The 19,904-nt window shown below is 64.3% G+C and carries 23 protein-coding genes and 1 other RNA gene; 13 read left to right on the top strand and 11 right to left on the bottom strand.

The window, feature by feature from the left end; genetic code table 11:
* The 8 genes from ptsN to ACFOSU_RS00685 all read right to left on the bottom strand — a co-directional run bounded on the left by ptsN (position 1) and on the right by ACFOSU_RS00685 (position 5,686).
* Positions 1-462, bottom strand: a complete 462-nt coding sequence (ptsN, locus tag ACFOSU_RS00650) for a PTS IIA-like nitrogen regulatory protein PtsN (protein WP_380685412.1) — start codon at positions 460-462, stop codon at positions 1-3.
* 33 nt (positions 463-495) lie between these two features.
* Positions 496-822: a ribosome hibernation-promoting factor, HPF/YfiA family gene (hpf, locus tag ACFOSU_RS00655; RefSeq protein ID WP_380685414.1), complete on the bottom strand. Its 327-nt coding sequence runs from the start codon at positions 820-822 to the stop codon at positions 496-498.
* A gap of 77 nt (positions 823-899) precedes the next feature.
* Positions 900-2,348: an RNA polymerase factor sigma-54 gene (locus ACFOSU_RS00660; protein WP_380685416.1), complete on the bottom strand. Its 1,449-nt coding sequence runs from the start codon at positions 2,346-2,348 to the stop codon at positions 900-902.
* Positions 2,345-3,112, bottom strand: coding sequence for an LPS export ABC transporter ATP-binding protein (gene lptB, locus ACFOSU_RS00665; protein WP_380685418.1), 768 nt, complete (start codon positions 3,110-3,112; stop codon positions 2,345-2,347). Before lptB ends, ACFOSU_RS00660 begins: the two co-directional genes overlap by 4 nt.
* Positions 3,109-3,663 carry a lipopolysaccharide transport periplasmic protein LptA gene (lptA, locus tag ACFOSU_RS00670; RefSeq protein WP_380685420.1) on the bottom strand — a complete coding sequence of 185 codons (555 nt, stop codon included), beginning with the start codon at positions 3,661-3,663 and terminating at the stop codon, positions 3,109-3,111. The genes lptB and lptA overlap by 4 nt, the downstream gene beginning before the upstream one ends.
* Positions 3,638-4,189, bottom strand: a complete 552-nt coding sequence (gene lptC, locus ACFOSU_RS00675) for an LPS export ABC transporter periplasmic protein LptC (protein ID WP_380685423.1) — start codon at positions 4,187-4,189, stop codon at positions 3,638-3,640. The genes lptA and lptC overlap by 26 nt, the downstream gene beginning before the upstream one ends.
* Before the next feature lie 13 nt (positions 4,190-4,202).
* On the bottom strand, positions 4,203-4,712 hold the full coding sequence (locus ACFOSU_RS00680) for a KdsC family phosphatase (RefSeq protein ID WP_380685425.1): 510 nt from the start codon (positions 4,710-4,712) through the stop codon (positions 4,203-4,205).
* On the bottom strand, positions 4,709-5,686 hold the full coding sequence (locus ACFOSU_RS00685) for a KpsF/GutQ family sugar-phosphate isomerase (protein WP_380685427.1): 978 nt from the start codon (positions 5,684-5,686) through the stop codon (positions 4,709-4,711). Before ACFOSU_RS00685 ends, ACFOSU_RS00680 begins: the two co-directional genes overlap by 4 nt.
* Before the next feature lie 198 nt (positions 5,687-5,884).
* Between ACFOSU_RS00685 and ACFOSU_RS00690 the strand changes: the two genes are divergently transcribed.
* The 11 genes from ACFOSU_RS00690 to ACFOSU_RS00740 all read left to right on the top strand — a co-directional run bounded on the left by ACFOSU_RS00690 (position 5,885) and on the right by ACFOSU_RS00740 (position 14,994).
* A complete protein-coding gene (locus ACFOSU_RS00690; RefSeq protein ID WP_380685429.1) occupies positions 5,885-6,829 on the top strand; it encodes an ABC transporter ATP-binding protein in 945 nt (314 codons plus the stop codon).
* Complete coding sequence (locus ACFOSU_RS00695; protein WP_380685431.1) at positions 6,826-7,581, top strand: ABC transporter permease; 756 nt, start codon at positions 6,826-6,828, stop codon at positions 7,579-7,581. Before ACFOSU_RS00690 ends, ACFOSU_RS00695 begins: the two co-directional genes overlap by 4 nt.
* A gap of 69 nt (positions 7,582-7,650) precedes the next feature.
* Entirely contained in the window at positions 7,651-7,890 is a 240-nt protein-coding gene (locus ACFOSU_RS00700; protein WP_380685433.1) for a BolA family protein, read from the top strand.
* Between the two features lie 50 nt (positions 7,891-7,940).
* Positions 7,941-9,233: a UDP-N-acetylglucosamine 1-carboxyvinyltransferase gene (murA, locus tag ACFOSU_RS00705; protein ID WP_380685435.1), complete on the top strand. Its 1,293-nt coding sequence runs from the start codon at positions 7,941-7,943 to the stop codon at positions 9,231-9,233.
* Entirely contained in the window at positions 9,230-9,871 is a 642-nt protein-coding gene (hisG, locus tag ACFOSU_RS00710) for an ATP phosphoribosyltransferase (protein WP_380685437.1), read from the top strand. The genes murA and hisG overlap by 4 nt, the downstream gene beginning before the upstream one ends.
* The gene (gene hisD / locus ACFOSU_RS00715) at positions 9,871-11,169 is read left to right on the top strand and encodes a histidinol dehydrogenase (RefSeq protein ID WP_380685439.1); all 1,299 of its coding nucleotides are present in this window, start codon (positions 9,871-9,873) and stop codon (positions 11,167-11,169) included. Before hisG ends, hisD begins: the two co-directional genes overlap by 1 nt.
* 137 nt (positions 11,170-11,306) lie before the next feature.
* The gene (petA, locus tag ACFOSU_RS00720) at positions 11,307-11,906 is read left to right on the top strand and encodes a ubiquinol-cytochrome c reductase iron-sulfur subunit (protein WP_380685441.1); all 600 of its coding nucleotides are present in this window, start codon (positions 11,307-11,309) and stop codon (positions 11,904-11,906) included.
* Positions 11,907-13,121 (top strand): cytochrome b, encoded by a 1,215-nt coding sequence (locus tag ACFOSU_RS00725; RefSeq protein ID WP_380685443.1) that lies wholly within the window; start codon positions 11,907-11,909, stop codon positions 13,119-13,121. It begins immediately after the preceding gene.
* On the top strand, positions 13,118-13,861 hold the full coding sequence (locus ACFOSU_RS00730; protein ID WP_380685445.1) for a cytochrome c1: 744 nt from the start codon (positions 13,118-13,120) through the stop codon (positions 13,859-13,861). Before ACFOSU_RS00725 ends, ACFOSU_RS00730 begins: the two co-directional genes overlap by 4 nt.
* A gap of 22 nt (positions 13,862-13,883) precedes the next feature.
* Positions 13,884-14,513, top strand: a complete 630-nt coding sequence (locus ACFOSU_RS00735) for a glutathione S-transferase N-terminal domain-containing protein (protein ID WP_380685447.1) — start codon at positions 13,884-13,886, stop codon at positions 14,511-14,513.
* Between the two features lie 58 nt (positions 14,514-14,571).
* Positions 14,572-14,994, top strand: a complete 423-nt coding sequence (locus tag ACFOSU_RS00740) for a ClpXP protease specificity-enhancing factor (protein WP_380686426.1) — start codon at positions 14,572-14,574, stop codon at positions 14,992-14,994.
* A 39-nt stretch (positions 14,995-15,033) separates the two neighbouring features.
* Here the strand turns inward: ACFOSU_RS00740 and ACFOSU_RS00745 are convergent, their stop codons facing one another.
* Genes ACFOSU_RS00745 through ACFOSU_RS00755 form a run of 3 tightly spaced genes read right to left on the bottom strand, consistent with a single transcriptional unit; the run spans position 15,034 to position 17,886 of the window.
* The gene (locus ACFOSU_RS00745) at positions 15,034-15,645 is read right to left on the bottom strand and encodes a phosphoheptose isomerase (RefSeq protein ID WP_380685449.1); all 612 of its coding nucleotides are present in this window, start codon (positions 15,643-15,645) and stop codon (positions 15,034-15,036) included.
* A complete protein-coding gene (locus tag ACFOSU_RS00750; protein WP_380685451.1) occupies positions 15,635-15,991 on the bottom strand; it encodes a YraN family protein in 357 nt (118 codons plus the stop codon). The genes ACFOSU_RS00745 and ACFOSU_RS00750 overlap by 11 nt, the downstream gene beginning before the upstream one ends.
* Complete coding sequence (locus ACFOSU_RS00755) at positions 15,976-17,886, bottom strand: penicillin-binding protein activator (protein ID WP_380685453.1); 1,911 nt, start codon at positions 17,884-17,886, stop codon at positions 15,976-15,978. Before ACFOSU_RS00755 ends, ACFOSU_RS00750 begins: the two co-directional genes overlap by 16 nt.
* Positions 17,887-18,443: 557 nt before the next feature.
* Here ACFOSU_RS00755 and rsmI point away from each other — a divergent pair.
* Together rsmI and rnpB are read left to right on the top strand one after the other, a co-directional pair.
* Positions 18,444-19,301 (top strand): 16S rRNA (cytidine(1402)-2'-O)-methyltransferase, encoded by an 858-nt coding sequence (gene rsmI / locus ACFOSU_RS00760; RefSeq protein ID WP_380685456.1) that lies wholly within the window; start codon positions 18,444-18,446, stop codon positions 19,299-19,301.
* Between the two features lie 25 nt (positions 19,302-19,326).
* An RNA gene (gene rnpB / locus ACFOSU_RS00765) (RNase P RNA component class A) lies at positions 19,327-19,680 on the top strand.
* Positions 19,681-19,904: the final 224 nt, after the last annotated feature.

Here is a 19,904-nt window from a genome sequence, read left to right on the forward strand (position 1 = left end):
CTACCCCGTGCTGTCGCGGGCGATCAGCACGCGGTGCAGATTGTCGTCGTCGGCGGCGTCGCGCAATTCGGACAGCGCCTGACTTTCGGAGAACATCTCGGCGAGCTTGCGCAGCAGGTTGAGATGCTCCTCGGTGGATTTCTCCGGCACCAGCAGGCCGAAGACCAGATCCACGGGCTGTTCGTCGTTGGATTCGAAATCCACCGGCTGGGGCAGGCGCATGAAGGCGCCGATGCATTCATCGGCGCCCTTCATGCGGGCGTGCGGGATGGCGACGCCGTCGCCGATACCGGTGCTGCCCAGTTTTTCGCGCGCAATCAAACCGTTGAAGATCTCGCTGGCGGTGAGATAGGGCGTGCCCTGGGTGAGGATCTCGGCCAGCTGCTCGAGCGCGCGTTTCTTGCTCTGGACGTCATCTGCAAGTCGTACCCGCTCGGGTGCGACGATATCGGCGATATTCATAAACTTCCTTTACTTACAATGCTATAAGGCGTGTCAATCGACTTCCGGATCGATATGCCGGGCCTGTCGCTGGTGGTGATTCTGTCCTTTTTCCTTGTGCCGGAGCGTCTGCCGGTCGAGCTTGTCGACCATGCAGTCGATGGCAGCGTACATGTCTTCCTTGGTCGACTCTGCGTGCAGCGTGGCGCCGCGCACCTGCATGGTGGCTTCGGCCTTGTGGCGCAACTTTTCCACTTCGAGCACGATTTCGGCATCGATCACGTGATCGAAATGACGCTCGACGCGCTCCATTTTGGAGGACACGTAGTTGTGCAGCGCTTCGGTCATGTCGACATGATGCCCAGAGATATTCAGGTTCATTATGTGCTCCTGGTCGGCTTGGGGAAGAACATGAAAGGTCGTTTTCGGCGTATGGCATCGATCCCGGGCGTGGCGCCCTAACTGGTCTGGCGTCGGCGCTCGTGAGAGGGCGCGATCGACAGGGCTTCGCGATACTTGGCCACGGTCCGGCGGGCGACCTTGATGCCATTATCCAGCAATAATTCGGCCAGTTTGCTGTCCGACAGCGGTTTGCCCGCGGACTCGGCCGCGACCATGCGCTTGATCATGGCCTGGATCGCAGTCGCCGAGGCGCTGCCGCCGTCGGTGGTCGAGACATGGCTGGAAAAGAAATACTTGAGCTCGAAAATGCCGCGCGGGGTCTGCATGTACTTGTTGGCGGTGGCGCGCGAGACCGTGGATTCGTGGATCTCGAGCTGCTCGGCGACATCGCGCAGCACCAGCGGCTTCATCGCCTCTTCGCCGTATTCGAGAAAGGCGCGCTGGGCTTCGACAATCGTCTGGGCCACCTGCAACAGGGTGTCGTTGCGCGACTTCAGGCTGTTGAGAAAAAATCGTGCTTCCTGCAGATGCGACTTGAGCGTGGTCTGGTCGGCGGACTTGTCGGCGCGCTTGATCAGGGCGAGATACTGGCTGTTGATGCGCAGCCGTGGTGCGATCTCGGCGTTGAGCGAGACCTGCCAGCGGGCGGACTGGCGGGTGACGAACACTTCCGGCACGACATAGGTCGATTCGTGGTCGGAAAAAGCCTCGCCGGGATGCGGCTGCAGGGTCTGGATCAGGGCGATCGCACGGTCGAGTTCCTCGAGCGTGACGTCGAGGCGTTTGGCTACCGGTGCGTGATCACGCGAGGCCAGGCACTCGAGCGGCTCGTTGTCGACGATGCGCAGCGCCAATGCCAGGGCCGGGGTGTCCTCGGGCATCTGATGCAGCTGGATGCTCAGGCATTCGGCCAGGCAACGCGCGGCCACGCCGGGCGGGTCGAACTGCTGGATCGCGCGCAGCACTTTCTCCACGCCCTGGGTGTCGGTGTCGTATTCGCTCGACAGCCGGCTTTCGAGGTCGGACCAGTCGTCGAGCAGACCATGTTCGTTGATCGCGTCGATCAGATTCGCGGAAATGTCGCGTTCCGCGGCCGAGAAGGAATGCATCTCGGCCTGCCAGCTCAGATGCGCGTGCAGGTCCGGCGTGCTGGTCAGATTGGCCTGGCGATAGTCCCAGTAGTCGTCGTCGCCGGCGCTGGGGGCGGGCGCGGGTGCGGCGCTGCCGGAGTAGATATCGTTCCAGTCGGCGTCGACGGGGAGGTTCTCGGGAATCTCGTTGCCGGCTTCACCGGCCGTGCTGCGCTCGACGCTGGCCTCGCGGGCGTCCGGGGTCTCGACCTCGCCCAGGCCTTCGTCCGACTCGAGCATGACATTGGATTCGAGCGCCTCCTGGATTTCGGTCTTCAGGTCCAGCGTCGACAACTGCAGCATGCGGATCGCCTGCTGCAGCGCAGGCGTCATCGTCAGGCTTTGCGATAGATTCAGATTCAGCGATTGCTTCATAAGCGGAAGTCCTCGCCCAGATAGACTTCGCGCACCTTGCGATCGGCGAGAATCGTCTCGCCGGTGCCGTCGGCGATGACCTTGCCGTCGCTGAGGATATAGGCGCGCTCGCAGATGCCGAGGGTTTCGCGCACGTTGTGATCGGTGATCAATACGCCGATGCCACGGTTCTTGAGATGGGTGATGATGCCCCGGATATCGCCGATCGAGATCGGGTCGATACCGGCAAACGGCTCGTCGAGCAGCATGAAGCGCGGCTCGGCCGCCAGTGCGCGGGCTATTTCCACGCGCCGACGCTCGCCGCCGGACAGATTCAGCCCCTTCGACTCGGCGATATGGCCGATCGAGAGTTCGTCCATCAGGCTCGCCAGTTCCCGGTCGATGTCGGCTTTCTTCAGGCCGGGCCGGACCTGGAGGATGGCGCGGATATTGTCGGCCACCGACAGCTTGCGGAATACCGAGGCTTCCTGGGGCAGATAGCCGATGCCCAGCTGGGCGCGCTTGTGCATGGGCACGCCCACGAGGCTGCGCTCGCCCAGGCTGATAGTGCCCCTGTCGGGCGTGACCAGGCCCACGATCATGTAGAAGGACGTGGTCTTGCCGGCCCCGTTGGGCCCGAGCAGGCCGACGACTTCGCCCTGGCCGACCGTCAGGCTGACATCCTCGACCACGTCGCGGCCGCGGTAGCGCTTGCTCAGGTTCTGCGCGACCAGGCGCTGACTGCTGTTGTTCGGATGCGGTTGTGACTGCAGCGCGGCACTCATGATCCGGTATCCGACTGCGGCTGAATGGTGATGCGTACGCGCCCGCTGTTGCTGCCGCCGCTGCCGCCTTCGGCCTGGGTGCGTTCGGTGTCCAGGTTGTGGCGGATCACCTGGCCGGTGACTTCGTCGCCGCCGCGTTCGACCACGGCATTGCCGCGCAGCACGATGGTGGAATCGTTGTTGGCGTATTCGATCTTTTCCGAGTGGCCGGTGACGACGTCGTCACCGTCGCGGTCGGGCTGCTTGTCCAGATGCGCGGGCGAGCCGGTGAGCACGGCCCGGACGTTGCCGCGGTCGTTGATACGGGTGATCACCAGGCGGCTGCCGGTGAGGGTGAGCCCGCCGCGGGTGAGCACCACGTTGCCGGTGTAGGTGCTGGTGCCACTCTGCTGCGACAGATCCGCGTTGTTGGATTCGATACGAATGGGCAGCGCTTTCTGCGCCAGCGCGGCGGTGCTGGCCAGCGTCAGGCCGAACGCCAGCGCGAGCGCCAGGCGGCGGCCGCCGGCGGCGCGGCGTGACGGATCAGGGCGTGTAGGTGACTTGTACATTCTTGAGCAGTCTCAGCTTGTCGGTTTTGAGGTCGACTTCCATGCCATCGCCTTCGACACGCTGGCCCGGCTGGACGGCGGTGACGTGGGCCTGGGTATCGATCCGATTGCTGTCGGGGCGTACCCAGGCGTTGTCGGTGTTGATCCTGACCACCGGGCCATCGGGCTTCGGATGGCGCCCCTCAACGCCGCCGTAAAGATAGATATCGCGTTCGCCGGCCGGTACCCGGCCCTGCTTGGCGGTCACATCCCAGTAGGTTTTCGTGCCTGCCAGATAGTGTACGTCAATATCCTTGAGTCGAGCCGAGTCGTCCGGGAAGTGCAGCGTTTCGCCCAGCGTCATGCGATAGGCCAGCGCGCCTTGCTTGTCCATCTGCTTCACGACCGCATCGGTGAGGTAGTAGTCGCTGTTGTCCGGCGTAGACAAACGCGGCTCGCCCGGTGTTCCGATAGCCGGGGTTTCGAACAGACGCAGGCCGAGCAGCACGGCCGAGACCGCCAGCAGAACAACCAGAACACGAAGCATGTCGGCGGCCTCTCTAGTGCGCGTCGCGCGCGGCGATGATCAGCTCGCAGGCTTCGCGTACCGCACCCTGGCCACCGTCGAGGCGGCTGACCCAGTGGGCGGCATCGATGACATCGTCCACGGCGTCGGCGACACACAGCGCCAGCCCGGCCTGGCGCATGAGCCCCAGATCCGGCAGATCATCGCCCATCATCGACGCCTGGTCGGGGGTGAGTTCCAGTTCCGCGAGCAGGGCCTCGAAATCGAGCTGCTTGTCGCGGCTGTCGAGATAGATGTAGTCCACGCCCAGATCGTGCAGGCGCGCGGCAGCTGCCGGAGACGGGCGGCCGCTGATCGCCGCCACCGCCACGCCGGCGGCCTGCAGGCGTTTGATGCCCAGGCCGTCGCGTACGTGCATGGTCTTGATCTCGTCGCCATGGTCGTAGAGATAGAGCTTGCCGTCGGTCATCACGCCGTCGACGTCGAATACCGCGACCTTGACGGCCGCCGCACGCTGATGGAGTTCTTCGGGGCTGATCTTCATATCACGCCTGCTCGCAGCAAATCCTGCATGTTGAGTGCGCCGACGGGTCGTCCGGCGTCATCGACCACCATCAACGCACCGCCGCCGATACGATGCATCTCCAGCAGACGCACCGCCTCTGCGGCCAGTGTGTCCGGGGTCACGGTCTTGGGTCCACGGGTCATGTGATCGGCGATGGTGGCCTGTTTGATATCGATGTCCTTGTCCAGTGTGCGGCGCAGATCGCCGTCGGTAAACAGACCGGCGAGATGGCCCCGGGCGTCGACCACGCCGGTCATGCCCAGGCCCTTGGCGGTCATTTCCAGCAGGGCTTCGCGTAGCCGTGCGTCCTCGGCCACCAGCGGCAGTTGCTTGCCGGTATGCATGACGTCGGCGACGGTCAGCAGCAGGCGCCGGCCGAGTGCGCCGCCGGGGTGCGAGCGGGCGAAATCCTCGGCGGTGAAATGGCGTGCCTCGAGCAGCGCGATCGCCAGAGCATCGCCCATCGCCAGGGCTGCCGTGGTCGAGGCGGTCGGGGCCAGTTCCAACGGGCAGGCCTCGATCGCCACCGACACGTCCAGATTCACGTCGGCGTGGGCGGCGAGCGTCGAGTCGGCGTTGCCAGTCATCGCGATCAGCGGCACCCCCAGACGCTTGAGCAGCGGCAGAATGGTCAGAATTTCGCCGGTTTCGCCGGAATAGGACAGCGCGATCACAACATCGTCGGCGGTGATCATGCCCAAGTCACCGTGGCTGGCTTCGCCGGGGTGCACGAAGAACGCCGGCGTGCCGGTGGAGGCCAGCGTTGCGGCGATCTTGCCGGCGATATGGCCGGACTTGCCCATGCCGGTGACCACGACCCGTGCGCGGCAGCCCAGTACACATTCGGCCGCCTGCGAGAAGGCGCCGTCTATCCGGGTTTCCAGCGCCGCGACGGCGGCGGCTTCGATGCTCAGTACGCGGCGTGCCGCAGCGATCAGTTCGCAGGTATCCATGGGGCTATTCTAGCGTAGCCCGAGGTCGACGCGGCATGTCCGTGGCAGGGCTGGGTCGCCGCAGCCGTCGGTCGCGGGTCGTTGTCTTATGCATGTTTTGCGCCAGGCCGTATAATGCGCGCCTTTTCAAGAAAACCGCCAGGCATCGATCGTCTTGCGATTTCGATGAAACCAGGCGCTTTCAGCAACGGCAGGCTCATGACAGATACCGCGATTTCCATTCAGAACGTGCACAAGCGCTACGCATCGACGCATGCGCTCAAGGGCGTGAGTTTCGATATCCAGCGCGGCGAATATTTCGGGCTGCTCGGGCCCAACGGCGCGGGCAAATCGACCCTCATTTCCGTGATCGCCGGTCTGACCCATGCCACGTCGGGTTCGGTGGCCGTGCTCGGCCACGACGTGCAGCAGCAGTTTCGTGCCGCGCGCCGCGCGCTGGGCGTGGTGCCGCAGGAGCTGGTCTACGATCCGTTCTTCCCGGTGCGCGACATGTTGCGCATCCAGGCCGGTTATTTCGGCTGCGGGCGCGACTACTGGCCGTGGATCGACGAACTGCTCGAGCGTCTCGATCTCACCGACAAGGCCGAGCAGTCGATGCGCGCGCTCTCCGGCGGCATGAAGCGACGCGTGCTCATCGCCCAGGCGCTGGTGCACAAGCCCGACGTGGTGATTCTCGACGAGCCGACCGCCGGCGTGGACGTGGAGCTGCGGCGCACGCTCTGGCATTTCACTCGCGAGCTCAATGACGCTGGTCATACCATCGTGCTGACCACGCATTATCTGGAAGAAGCCGAGGAGCTGTGCGATCGCATCGCCATCCTCAATCACGGCGAACTGCAGGTGCTGGAGGAAAAACGCGCGTTGCTGAATCGGCATCCGTATCGATTCCTGTCGCTGCAGCTCACCGGCGACGGCGGCGCGCTGCCGCCCGAGGTCGAGAGACTGGTCGAGGATAGGCACGAGGACACGCTCGAACTCAAGCTGGAGCAGGGCAAGGATTTCATTGCCGACGTGATGGAGGCAATTCGCAACGCCGGCTATCGCATTCAGGACGTGCGTACGCGCGAGCCGCATCTCGAGGATATCTTCATGGAGCTGACGTCGGACGCGCACACGGATAGCGCCAGCGGAGCGGCGGCATGAACTGGCGCGGCTGCAATACGTTGTTCGTCAAGGAAGTGCGGCGTTTCTACAGCGTCATTCTGCAGACCGTCGGCGCGCCGGTGGTCACCGCGCTGCTGTATATGGTGGTGTTCGGCCAGGTGCTGCAGGGCCAGACCATCCAGGGCGTGCCGTCATCGGCTTTCCTGGTGCCGGGGCTGATGATGATGAGCATCATCCAGAACTCGTTCGCCAATACCTCGTCGAGCATCACCCAGTCCAAGATCATGGGCAATCTGGTGTTTCTGCTGATGACGCCGCTGTCGGCGTTCGAGATCTATCTGGCGTATATCGGTGCTTCGCTGCTGCGCGCGACCCTGGTCGCGATCGTGTTGTATGCGGTGACCGCGTTCTTCGTCGACGTGCCGATCCATAATCCGCTGCTGGTGCTGGTCATGCTGTTGCTGTCCGGCGGGACGCTCGCGGTGCTCGGCATGATTGCGGGTATCGTGGCGAACAAGTTCGATCATCTGGCGGCGTTCCAGAATTTCTTCATCATGCCGCTGTCGTTTCTGTCCGGCGTGTTCTATTCCATCCACTCGTTGCCGGAGTTCTGGCAGAAGGCGTCGCACTTCAACCCGGTCTTCTACATGATCGACGGATTCCGACAGGGTTTTTTCGGCGTCGGCGACAGCAACCCGACGATCAGCGTGATCGTGGCCGCCTGCGTGTTCACGCTCGTGTCCGCGCTGTGCGTGACCATGCTCAGCCGCGGCTACAAGATTCGTGGCTAGCCCACCTTGCGGCGATGAATGGCCGCGCTCGTGCTAGCATTTCGCGCCAGTTTTCAATGAACAGACATCATGTATAGCCCCGACTCGATACGCGAACTCATCCAGGAAGGTCTGCCCGACGCCAGCGTCGAGGTGATGGGCGACGATGGCACCCATTTCGCCGCCCGGGTCATCAGTGCCAGTTTCGTGGGCAAGGGCATCGTCGAGCAGCATCGCATGGTCTACGCCACGCTCGGCGCTCGCATGGGCGAAGAAATTCATGCGCTGTCGCTCAAGACCATGACCCCCGAACAGGCAGGGCAAGTTTAGCTGCGGATTTCCAATCCGCGATTACCGGCTACGGTTTAAGGACACGCGTAATGGATTTACTTCGGATCGAGGGCGGCCCACCGCTCAATGGCGACGTCCGGGCCTCCGGGGCCAAGAACGCCACCCTGCCGATCATGACGGCGGCGTTGCTGATCGACGAGACTCTATATATAGAAAACGTCCCGCACCTGGAGGACGTCACCACCACGAACGTGCTGCTCGCGCACATGGGCGTGTCGGTGACCATCGGCGATTATATGGTGGTCGAGGCGGATGCCTCGACCATTACCCAGTGCGTCGCTCCTTATGATCTGGTCAAGACCATGCGCGCCTCCATCCTCGTGCTCGGGCCGCTGCTGGCGCGCCACGGCGAGGCCGAGGTATCGCTGCCGGGTGGCTGTGCGATCGGCGCGCGGCCGGTGGATATCCATCTGCGCGGGCTGGAAGCCATGGGCGCGGAGATCCGGGTCGAGGCGGGCTATGTGAAAGCCAGGGCATCGCGCCTGAAAGGCGCGCGTATCGCCATGGATACGGTCACCGTGACCGGTACCGAGAACCTGATGATGGCGGCCACGCTGGCCGATGGCGTCACTATTCTGGAAAACGCCGCGCGCGAACCGGAAGTGGTGGATCTGGCCCGTTGCCTGATCGCCATGGGCGCCGAAATCGAAGGCGAGGGCACCTCGACGATCACGATCCGCGGCAAGAAACGGCTGCACGGCGCGCGCCACCGCGTTCTGCCCGATCGGATCGAGACCGGTACGTTCCTGGTGGCGGGCGCGGCCAGCCGTGGCCGGGTGAAGGTCACGCAGACCGACCCGGTACTGGTGGACGCGATCACTGCCAAGCTGGCCGAGGCCGGTGCCCAGGTGACCCAGGGCAACGACTGGGTCGAAGTCGACATGCGCGGCCAGCGGCCGACGTCGATCGGCCTGCGTACCGCACCATACCCGGGTTTTCCTACCGATATGCAGGCCCAGTTCTGTGTGCTCAATGCGCTCGCGGAGGGTGTCGGTACGGTCACCGAAACGGTGTTCGAAAACCGCTTCATGCATGTGTCGGAGCTGCAGCGCATGGGGGCGAAGATTCGCCAGGAAGGCAATACCGTGATCGTCACCGGCGTCGACCGGCTCACCGGCGCGCCGGTGATGGCGACCGACCTGCGCGCCTCGGCGTCGCTGGTGATCGCCGGCCTGGTTGCCGACGGCACCACTGATGTGCGCCGGATCTATCATATCGATCGCGGCTATGAGTGCATCGAGGAAAAGATGGCGCAACTGGGCGGACATATTCAGCGCCTGCCCGATCGCGCGCCGGTGACCGCACGCGGGGTGGGTACATGACCACGACTGTCACCCTGGCACTGTCCAAGGGCCGTATTCTGGAAGCCACGCTGCCGCTGCTGGCGGCCGCCGGCATCGAGCCGGAAGTCGATCCCGGCGCGTCGCGCAAGCTGGTGTTCGAAACCAATCATCCGGGGTTGCGGCTGCTGGTGATCCGGGCCTCGGACGTGCCGACCTTCGTCGCCTACGGTGCGGCCGATATCGGCGTGTCCGGCAAGGACGTGCTCATCGAGCACGGCGGCGCGGATCTCTACGAGCCGCTGGATCTGGGTATCGCCCGCTGCAAGCTGATGACCGCCGGGCTGCCGGGGGCAATGGATGCCGCCCGTCACCGGCCGCTGCGGGTGGCGACCAAGTATGTCGAGACCACGCGTGCCTATTTCGCCCGGCTCGGGCGTCAGGTCGAGATCATCAAGCTCTACGGTTCGATGGAACTGGCGCCGCTCGTCGGCCTCGCCGATGTGATCGTGGATCTGGTGGATACCGGCAACACGCTGCGCGCCAACGGTCTGGAAGCGTTCGACGTGATCGAGGAAATCAGCGCGCGGCTGGTGGTCAACAAGGCGGCACAGAAGATGAAGCATGCCGCGCTCGCCGAACTGCTCACGCTGTTCCAGCCGGTCGATCAGGCCTCGTGATGCGCCGTCTCGATACGCGTGATGCCGGCTTCGAGACAGATTTCGCTGCACTCGTCGACCACGACACCCCGGCCCAGGCGCAGATCGATACGCGTGTGGCCGCGATCATTGCCGACGTGCGTGAACGCGGTGACGCGGCGGTACTGCAGTACACCCGCGAACTCGATGCCCACCCTGCGACCGATATGGCCGCGCTGGAGATCGCGCCGGCGCGCCTGGCCGCGGCGCTCGAGGCCATGCCCGCCGCGCCGCGGGCGGCGCTGGAAACCGCGGCCGACCGGATTACCCGGTTTGCCGAATCGCAGAAGCTGGAATCGCACCGCTACGAAGACGAATACGGCAACCAGCTGGGCCAGATCGTGCGCCCGATCGAGCGGGCGGGCATCTACGCACCCGGTGGCAAGGCCGCGTATCCGTCGAGTGTACTGATGAACGCGCTGCCGGCGCGCGTGGCCGGTGTTGCCGAGATCGTGATGATGTCGCCGGCGCCCAACGGCGAGCTCAACGACTGGGTGCTGGCGGCGGCCGCGCTGGCCGGCGTGCATCGGTTCTTCACTATTGGGGGTGCCCAGGCCGTGGCCGCGTTGGCTCACGGCACCGCCACCGTGCCCCAGGTGGACAAGATCGTTGGCCCCGGCAATGCCTATGTTGCCTCGGCCAAACGCCAGGTCTTCGGCCGCGTGGGCATCGAATCGGTGGCCGGGCCGTCGGAGGTGCTGATTCTCGCCGATGGCAGCGGCGACCCCGAATGGGCCGCGCTGGATCTGTTCGCTCAGGCCGAGCACGGCGAGGACTCGCGCGCCGTGCTGATCACTCCGGACAGCGATTATCTGGAGGCGGTCGAGGCTGCAGTGGCGCGTCTGCTCGTCGACCAGCCGCGCCGGGCGATCATCGAGACGTCGCTGCGTGCCTACGGGGCGTTGATCCACGCTGCCGACATGAGCCAGGCGGTGGCGCTGTCCAATCGCATCGCCCCCGAGCATCTGGAACTGGCGGTGGACGACCCCGACGCGCTGCTCGACGGCATCGCCCATGCGGGCGCGATTTTCATGGGCCATCGCACGCCTGAAGCGTTCGGCGATTACTGCGCGGGACCCAATCACGTCCTGCCGACCGGGCGTACCGCCCGGTTCTCGTCGGCGCTCGGCGTCTATGATTTCCAGAAGCGTCTTTCGCTCATCAAGGCCAGCGAAACAGGGGCTGTCGCACTTGCCCCCGTGGCCGCGGAACTGGCCATGGGAGAAGGTTTGCACGCCCATGCCGCGTCGGCCATGGCACGCGCACATCGGGACGCGTGACTTGCTGCACCTAGGCTGAATCAAGGATTGCTGTGCTATACTTTTTCAATCTTGGCAGCGTCTTGTCACGCCGCCGACCACGCAGTTCAACTATAAATCGAACCGGCATTTTTGCCTTGCTCGAAGAGGTCTAACGCATGAGCAAAGAGGGGGTCGACGTCCGCAGGCGGCGATTTTTGACCACCGCCACCGCAGCCGTCGGTGGTGTGGGCGCAGCTTTTGTAGCCACTCCGTTCATCAAGTCCTGGTTGCCGAGTGCGCGCGCCAGGGCTGCGGGTGCGCCCGTCGAAGTGAACATTGCGGCTCTGGAAGAAGGTGCCCTGGTCAGTGTCACCTGGCGTGGGAAACCGGTCTGGGTCGTGCGCCGCACGCCCGATATGCTCGAGACGCTCGACGAAGTCGCGCCCGAGCTGTCCGATCCCGACTGCAAGACCGATCAGCAGCCCGAGTATTGCCGCAACAAGTTCCGTGCGATCAAGCAGCCGGTACTGGTGATGATCGGCATCTGCACCCATCTCGGCTGCTCGCCGAAGTACCGGCCTGACGCCTCCGGCGGCCAGCTCGACTACGCCGGCTTCTTCTGCCCCTGTCATGGGTCGCATTACGATATATCCGGACGTGTCTACGCGGGCCAGCCGGCACCGCTGAACATGGTCGTTCCGCCGCATCATTACGAAGGCGACGACCTGATCGTCGTGGGCGTGGATCCGGGCAGTGAAGGCGAGGAGGCGGCGTAAATGGCTAACAAGTTCATGAACTGGGTCGATGACCGCTTCCCGGCTACGCAGCTCTGGAACGAGCATATCGGCCAGTACTACGCGCCGAAGAACTTCAACGTCTGGTACTACATGGGCTCGCTGGCCATGCTGGTGCTGGTCAACCAGCTGGTGACCGGTATCTGGCTGGCGATGTTCTACCAGCCCGGCGCAGAAACCGCCTTCGGTTCGGTCGCCTACATCATGCGCGACGTGGAATGGGGCTGGCTGATCCGCTACATGCACTCCACGGGTGCCTCGTTCTTCTTCATCGTCGTCTATCTGCACATGTTCCGTGCGCTGCTCTACGGCTCCTACAAGAAGCCGCGTGAACTGCTGTGGATCTTCGGCTGCCTGATCTATCTCGCGCTCATGGCCGAAGCTTTCATGGGCTACGTGCTGCCCTGGGGCAACATGTCCTACTGGGGCGCGCAGGTGATCATCTCCCTGTTCTCGGCGGTGCCCGTGGTCGGCGATTCGCTGACGCAGTGGATTCGAGGCGACTTCGTGGTCAGTGGGGCGACGCTCAACCGGTTCTTCGCCCTGCACGTGGTGGCCCTGCCGTTCGTGCTGGTCGGCCTGGTGATTGCGCACATCATGGCGCTGCATCACGTCGGCTCGAACAACCCCGACGGCATCGAGATCAAGGCCAACAAGGGCGCGGACGGTCATCCGCTCGACGGCATTCCCTTTCACCCGTACTACACGGTCAAGGATCTGTTCGGCGTCGGCGTGTTCCTGATCCTGTTTTCGGGCGTGATCTTCTTCGCGCCGACGTTTGGCGGCCTGTTCCTGGAGCCGGATAACTTCACCGCGGCCGATCCGAGCGTCACCCCGGCGCATATCAAGCCGTCGTGGTACTTCACGCCGTTCTACGCCATGTTGCGCGCCGTGCCGAGCAAGGGTGGTGGCGTGATCACGATGTTCTCGGCGGTGTTGATCCTGTTCATCCTGCCGTGGCTGGATCGCAGCCCGGTCAAGTCGATCCGCTACAAGGGCATCGTGTCCAAGGTCGCCCTGACGCTGTTCGCGATCTCGTTCGTCGGTCTGGCCTATCTGGGTATGCAGGCGCCGGCCGACTGGGTCAAGCTGTGGTCGCGCATCTTCGCGGTCATATATTTCTTGTTCTTCCTGCTGATGCCGCTGTACAGCAAATTCGACAGGACCAAGCCGGTTCCGGAAAGGGTGACGGGATGATGCGTCAGCTGTTCATTGCGCTACTGTTGTTCGTGCCGCTGATGGCATCGGCGGCCGAAGGGACCGTGCCGTTCCATTTCGACCCGAACCTGTCGAACGAAGCGTCGCTGCAGCGCGGCGCCAAGCTGTTCATGAACTACTGTTCGGGCTGCCATTCGCTGCAGTACATGCGCTATCAGCGCATCGGCGATGATCTGGGTATCCCGGACGACGTCGTCGAGAACAACCTGCTGATGACCGGTGGCAAGATCGGCGACACCATTCAGGCGTCGATGCCGGCCGAAAAGGCAGCCGAGTGGTTCGGCAAGGCGCCGCCCGATCTGTCGCTCGAGTCACGCGCGCGCGGCGCGGACTGGATCTACAGTTTCCTGATGAGTTTCTATCTGGATGACTCGCGCCCGAGCGGCGTGAACAATGTGGTGCTGGCCAACACCGCCATGCCCGCGGTGCTGGCGCCGTTGCAGGGTTTCCAGGCGCTCAAGAAGGATGAGGGCGGGCACGCCGAGGAAGGCGGCGAAGGCGAGCATGCCGCGCCCAGGTTCGATCTTGTCCAGAAAGGCCAGATGAACTCCGCGGAGTACGAGCGGGCGGTCGGCGACATCACCAACTTCCTGGTGTACGTCGGTGAGCCGGCTCAACTCGTGCGCTATTCTCTGGGTTTCAAAGTGCTTATTTTCCTGCTGATCTTCACCGGTCTGGCTTACATGCTCAAGCGCGAATTCTGGCGCGACGTGCATTAGACAATCACAGAGGCGCGCCACGATGGCCAGTCGCAGTTCCACGATAACGCTCTACTCGCGTGAGGCCTGTGTCCATAGTCATCGGGTGCGCCTGGTGATGGCCGAAAAAGGCGTTGCCAACTACGACATCGTCGAGTTGCGCGAGGATGAGGAAAGCGAGGATCTGCTCCAGCTGAATCCTTACAACACGGTGCCCACGCTCGTGGATCGCGAGCTGGTGGTCTATGACCCGCGCATCATTCTCGAGTACATCGACGAGCGCTACCCGCATCCGCCGCTGATGCCGGTGGATCCGGTGTTGCGGGCGCAGTATCGACTCGCCATATTCCGCATGGAGTCCGATCTCTATGCCCTCTGCGACGATCTCGAATCCACGCCCGCGGTTGCGCGCAAGGCGCGCGAACGCATGACTGAACTGTTGACCACGCTTGCCACCGATTTCTCGGCGCGCAAGTATATCGGCGAGGAGTTTTCGCTGGTCGACTGCACGCTGGCGCCGATTCTCTGGCGGCTCGATCATTACCAGGTCAAGCTGCCGGAACGTCGTGCCAAACAGCTGAGCAGCTACGCGCGGCGTCTGTTCAAACGGCCTGCCTTTGCCGAGAGCCTTACCGGTATCGAGGCCGATATGGGCCAGATCGACGCCAGCTGAAATGAAGAGCGTGCCGCCAGTGGCGGTGCGCTCCCAATCGGAGTTTCCCATGGCCGAATTGTCTTCGCGCCGTCCCTATCTCATCCGGGCACTCTACGACTGGGTGCTCGACAATGATCTTACGCCACACCTGCTGGTGGCCGCCGATGCCGAAGGCGTGAATGTGCCGCGTCAGTTCGTCACGGAGGACGGCAAGATCACGGTGAACATCAGCCCGGGCGCGGTACGCGCGCTGGCGCTGGAAAATCAGCTGATCAGTTTCTCCGCGCGTTTTTCCGGCCAGAACTACAACGTCAGTCTGCCGCCGGGCGCAGTGCTGGCGCTGTATGCGCGTGAAAACGGCGAAGGCATGCTTTTCGGCGAGGTCGAGGCCACGCCCACACCGCCCGACGGTGGCCCCGGGGGCGCCGGGGCAGAAGCCAGCGAGGACTCGGCGGAGGGCGCCGCCAAGAAGCGTTCGCATCTCAAAGTGGTGAAATAGCCCCGCGCAGTGCATTCGCTGCGCGGCGGTTGTTGGGAATCACCCCGTGCCGAGCAGATGATCCTCGATCAGCCGGCAGATGCAGTGAATGAACAGCAGATGCATCTCCTGGATACGCGCGGTGGTGTCGGCCGCGGCGCGCAGTTCGATGTCGGAATCGGAGAGCAGGGCGGCAAGCGCTCCGCCGTCCTTGCCGGTCAGCGCGATCACGCTCATGCCCTGGGCATGAGCGCTGTGTACCGCGGCGACCACGTTGGCTGAATTGCCGCTGGTGCTGATCGCCAGCAGGACATCCCCCTGGCGACCCAGCGCTTCGATCTGGCGCGAAAACAGCCGGTCGTAGTCGTAGTCGTTGGCAATGGCCGTGAGCGTGGAGCTTTCAGTGGTCAGGGCGATCGCCGCCAATGCCCGGCGTTCGCGCTCGAAGCGATTGATCAGTTCCGAGGAGAAATGCTGGGCATCGCCGGCCGAGCCGCCGTTGCCGCAGGACAGTATCTTGTGATCGGCGTCGACACAGGCGATCACGCGGTCGGCCGCGGCCACGATGACGTGGTTGGTGGCGGCCAGGGTGGCGCGATTGGCGCGCGCACTGTCTTCGAACAGGCGGCTGACGAGGGCGTTACGCGCATCGTGATCGGCGTTATTCGGCATAGAAAGCATTCTCTATCCAGTCCAGTTCGTCGCTGTCGTTCACGCCGACCACGTCGAAGCGGATCGGCCGCTGCGCATGGCGCGGGTGCTGCGCAAGAAAATGACGGGTGGCGAGTATGATCCGCTGCTGCTTGCGTGTCGTCACGCTGGCTGCGGCACTGCCGTAGTCGGTGCGGGACCGGTAGCGCACCTCGACGATCACCAGCAGTTCGGCGGCGCGGTAGACCAGATCCAGTTCACCCCCACGGGCGTTGTAGTTGCGCGCGATGCGCCGCCAACCGCGCCGGCGAGCGGCGCGGTCGACCCGATCTTCGGCAGCGTGGCCCGATTCTAGCGTTGTTCCCACGGCACGGACTGCGTCGAATCGATGCGCGCGTCACTCTCGCTGGGCATCTGCACCAGCTGCGGCCTGCCGCTGCGAAAGACCGCCCAGGCGAGATAGCGGGTGACACGGCCGTCCGGCTGCAGCGCCAGCACGCCGGTCATGCCTTCGAATACGTCACCGCTGCTCAAGCCTTCCTTAGCGATATTGTCGGTCAGTTTCCAGGCGTCCATGCCCATCGCGAACAGACGCGAGTAGTGTTCTGCGACGTCGCCATATTGCTGCCGGGCCTCGTTGCGACGTGTCTCCAGGAAGTCGCCGGAGCCGACCACCCAGGGCATGTCGGCAAAACCGACGCCGTTGAGATCGATATCGTCGCCAGCGTTGACCGTGCCGGTATAGGCATGCGAGGTCGACAGCATCGGCAGATTGCTCGCCCGGTAGAAACGCAGCTGGCTGCGGATCAGACGGGCCTGCAGCGGGCGTGCCGCGACGAAGATGAAGTCGGCGCCCTGACCCTGCTGATAGCCGCTGAGCACCGACTGGATCGGGCCGCGATAATCGCGGTCGCCGGCGTCGTAGGTTGCATAGTTGACCACCTGGCCACCATCGGCGTTGAAGCGGCTGCGAAAGGCGTCGAACACCCGGCTGCCCCAGTCGCCCTTGGGGACCAGCGCCAGCGCGCGGGCATAGCCGCGTTCGCTGGCATGGCGGGCCACCGCCGCCGCTTCATCCTCGGGCGCGAGCGCGAACTGGTAGAAGCCGGGGCGGTTGTTCTGGGTGTCGGTGTAGTTGAGCGCCACCTCTGGGATATCGCTGGGCAGCCGGCCGATTTCCGCGACCTTGGGCTTGTCGAGCGGGCCGACGAGAATACCGACGCCGTCCCGCTGCGCCTGGTCGAGAATAGCGGCGGGGGTGAGCGTGTTGGAGTCGTAGATCAGCGGCTGCGGTGCATTCGTGCGGGTGTTGCCGTAGGCGAACAGAAAGCCGTCGCGGATCGCCTCGGCCGCATTGGCGAACTTGCCGGTCAGCGGCAGCGCGAGGGCGACGGTATCGCTGCTGGGGCGTGGTGCCGGGCCCTGCTGCGGGAACTGGCCGGGCTGTCCGGTCGCCGCCGGCTGGGTCGCCGGCGTGTAGTCGAAACGATCGCGCAGGATGGAGCGGGTCGCGGGGTGGCCGGGGTAGCGCTGTTCCCAGGCGGCCAGCGCCTGGTCGCGTTGGTCGCGGCTTGCCCATTGGCGCTGCCCGATGTCCGCCAACGCCAGCCAGCCGCGGGTGGTGTCGTCGGCGTTGCCGGCAGGGCGGCTTTCCGGGCCCTGTCCGTATGCGATCGAATCCAGCGCCTTGGCGTAGATCCGCTCGTCGTTGGCGCTCAGGGCGGTCTCGTCGACCAGCCATACACCGCGCTGTACCAGATCGCCGATCCCGGCGATCAGTGCGTTCTGGGCAAAATGCAGCTGGGCGCGTTTCTCCCATACCAGTTCCGCTATCGCCGGCGGCACGCCGCTGTTGGGCGGCGGCAGCTGCGCGAGCGCCTGGTCGGGGGTGAGCCCGTCGATGCTGATTTCGCGACGCGCCAGTTCATAGCGGCTGCGATCCATATCACCCAGCGTCGAGGGCTGGATGCTCGCCAGAATCTGCTGGGCCATCGAAGCGTTGCCCGCCTGGGCCGCGGCAAGGCCGGCTTGCAGGCGCAGCCGCTGGCGCTGCGCCGGGTCCGACGTGCGCGTCGAAGCCTGCATGTAGAGATTGGCCGCGCGCTCGTAGTCGCCCTGGGCGGCCGCCATCTGTGGATTGTTCGACTGAGTCGGCTGCGGGCCGGGCGTCGAGCGTGGCTGCTGCACGGCGCAGCCGGCGAGCACGAAAGCCACAAGCAGCAGGCTCAGGGCGTGGAAAGTCGGCTTGATCGAAGGCGTCATCGGATAAGGCTCCCAAGTGTTGCACGCGAGATCCCCCTGCGCGCGATCATGAACTGCATAATATCAGCGCCTGACACTCAAGGAATCTCTGATTGATTCCTCGCGGATCGCGTTCGAGTCCCCAACTGAGTCGATACAAGGCGCGAGGCGCAGCGTCCGGGTCAATCCCGGATCAAGCCGCGCAATGCTGTAGCGGCGCATTTGGGGCCGAATTTTTCTCGCGCCGCGAGAAAAACCGAGGCTTTGCGCGCGCCTGTCCGTGCGCGGCGAGGAGCGGGGCCCCGACGCGAAGCGGCGGGGTGCGACCGCCGGCGCTCGGACCAGAGCTGCGAGGCAACGACTCGCACGGGGTCGCATCCCACGGCCTCGCCGCGGGTCTCCACCTGTACTTGGCCTGCTCTGCCGCTCGCAGCGACGGCGTCATCTCTCGCTACCGTGCCCTTGTTAATTTACATGGGCACGCTACGCTCTCCATTCCTTGCCAGCGACGCGCAAAGCACTCCGGCGCGACCGTGGCGATTCGATCAGAGATTCCTTAAACGTCCCATGAGTCCCTAATGGCGCCTGACCGCACATCGCCCGCAACGCTGTGGATTGTCGCCACGCCGATCGGCAATCTCGAAGACATCAGCGCGCGTGCCGTGCGTATTCTCAAGACGGTGGCGGTGATCGCCGCCGAGGATACCCGCCACAGCGCGCGCCTGACCCAGCATCTGGGCATCGATACGCCGATGTTGTCGTTGCACGAACATAACGAGCAGGCCCGCACGACCCAGCTGCTCGAGCGCCTGGACGCGGGCGAATCGGTGGCGTTGATCAGCGATGCCGGTACCCCGTTGATCAGTGATCCCGGCTTCGTGCTGGTGCGTGCCGTGCGTCAGGCGGGCCACGAAGTCCAGACGGTGCCCGGTGCCTGTGCCGCGATCGCGGCGATATCGGTAGCCGGGTTGCCCAGTGACCGCTTCGTCTTCGAAGGTTTTCTGCCGGCCAGGACCACGGCTCGCCGGGCACGCCTGGCCGCCCTGGCCGAGGAGACACGCAGCCTTGTCTTCTATGAGTCCAGTCACCGCATCGACAAGACGGTGGCGGACATGACGCAGGCGTTCGGCGCCGAACGCCAGATCGCGCTGTGCCGTGAACTCACCAAGCTGCACGAGCAAAGCGTATGCATGGGGGGTGCAGAACTGGTCGCATGGCTTGCCACGGACGATAATCATCGGCGCGGCGAGTTCGTGCTGGTGGTCGCCGGTGCTGCTGCGGTCGAACGCGCCACCAGTGAGATCGGTCTCGATGCGCTGCTGCGTGAGCTGCTGCAGATCACCGGCACCAAGCCGGCCGCGAGTGCGGCCGCCCGGCTGACCGGTGTCACCCGCAACGCAGCCTATGCACGGGCGCTGGAGCTGGGTGCCGAATAGCCGCAGCTGATAGACTCCCGCGCTCGGAGTCGGCCACGCAGCCGCGGCGTCCGTTTACGGGCGCGGAGGAAAGTCCGGGCTCCATAGGGCAGGATGCCAGGTAACCCCTGGGAAGCGTGAGCTTACGGAAAGTGCAACAGAGAGTAGACCGCCTAAGGCCCGTTCGCGGGCCCGGTAAGGGTGAAAGGGTGCGGTAAGAGCGCACCGCGCGACCGGCAACGGTTCGTGGCACGGTAAACCCCATCCGGAGCAAGACCAAATAGGAGGACGACGCGCGGCCCGCGCAGTCCTCGGGTAGGTCGCATGAGGCGCACGGCGACGTGCGTCCCAGATGAATGGCTGCGCACGACAGAACCCGGCTTATCGGCCGACTCCGAACTTCTTGTTCAGGCTCATGCCCAACCCGCGCCGTCCGGTGTGGGCCAGCGCCCCACCTGCGCGTGTTGCGCGCCCCTTTGCCCCACTCGGGGATATGCGACATCCACGGAATTGTTGCGTGGCAAGGCCCAAGGCGGTCATCCGCAGTGACAAAGTCGTAGAGGAGGAGCCGTTAAAACACTGGAAAACAAAACAAAAATGAAAAGCGGATTTTCGACACGAAAT

Origin of the sequence: Salinisphaera aquimarina (assembly GCF_042643355.1) — a bacterium.
Lineage (GTDB): Bacteria > Pseudomonadota > Gammaproteobacteria > Nevskiales > Salinisphaeraceae > Salinisphaera > Salinisphaera aquimarina.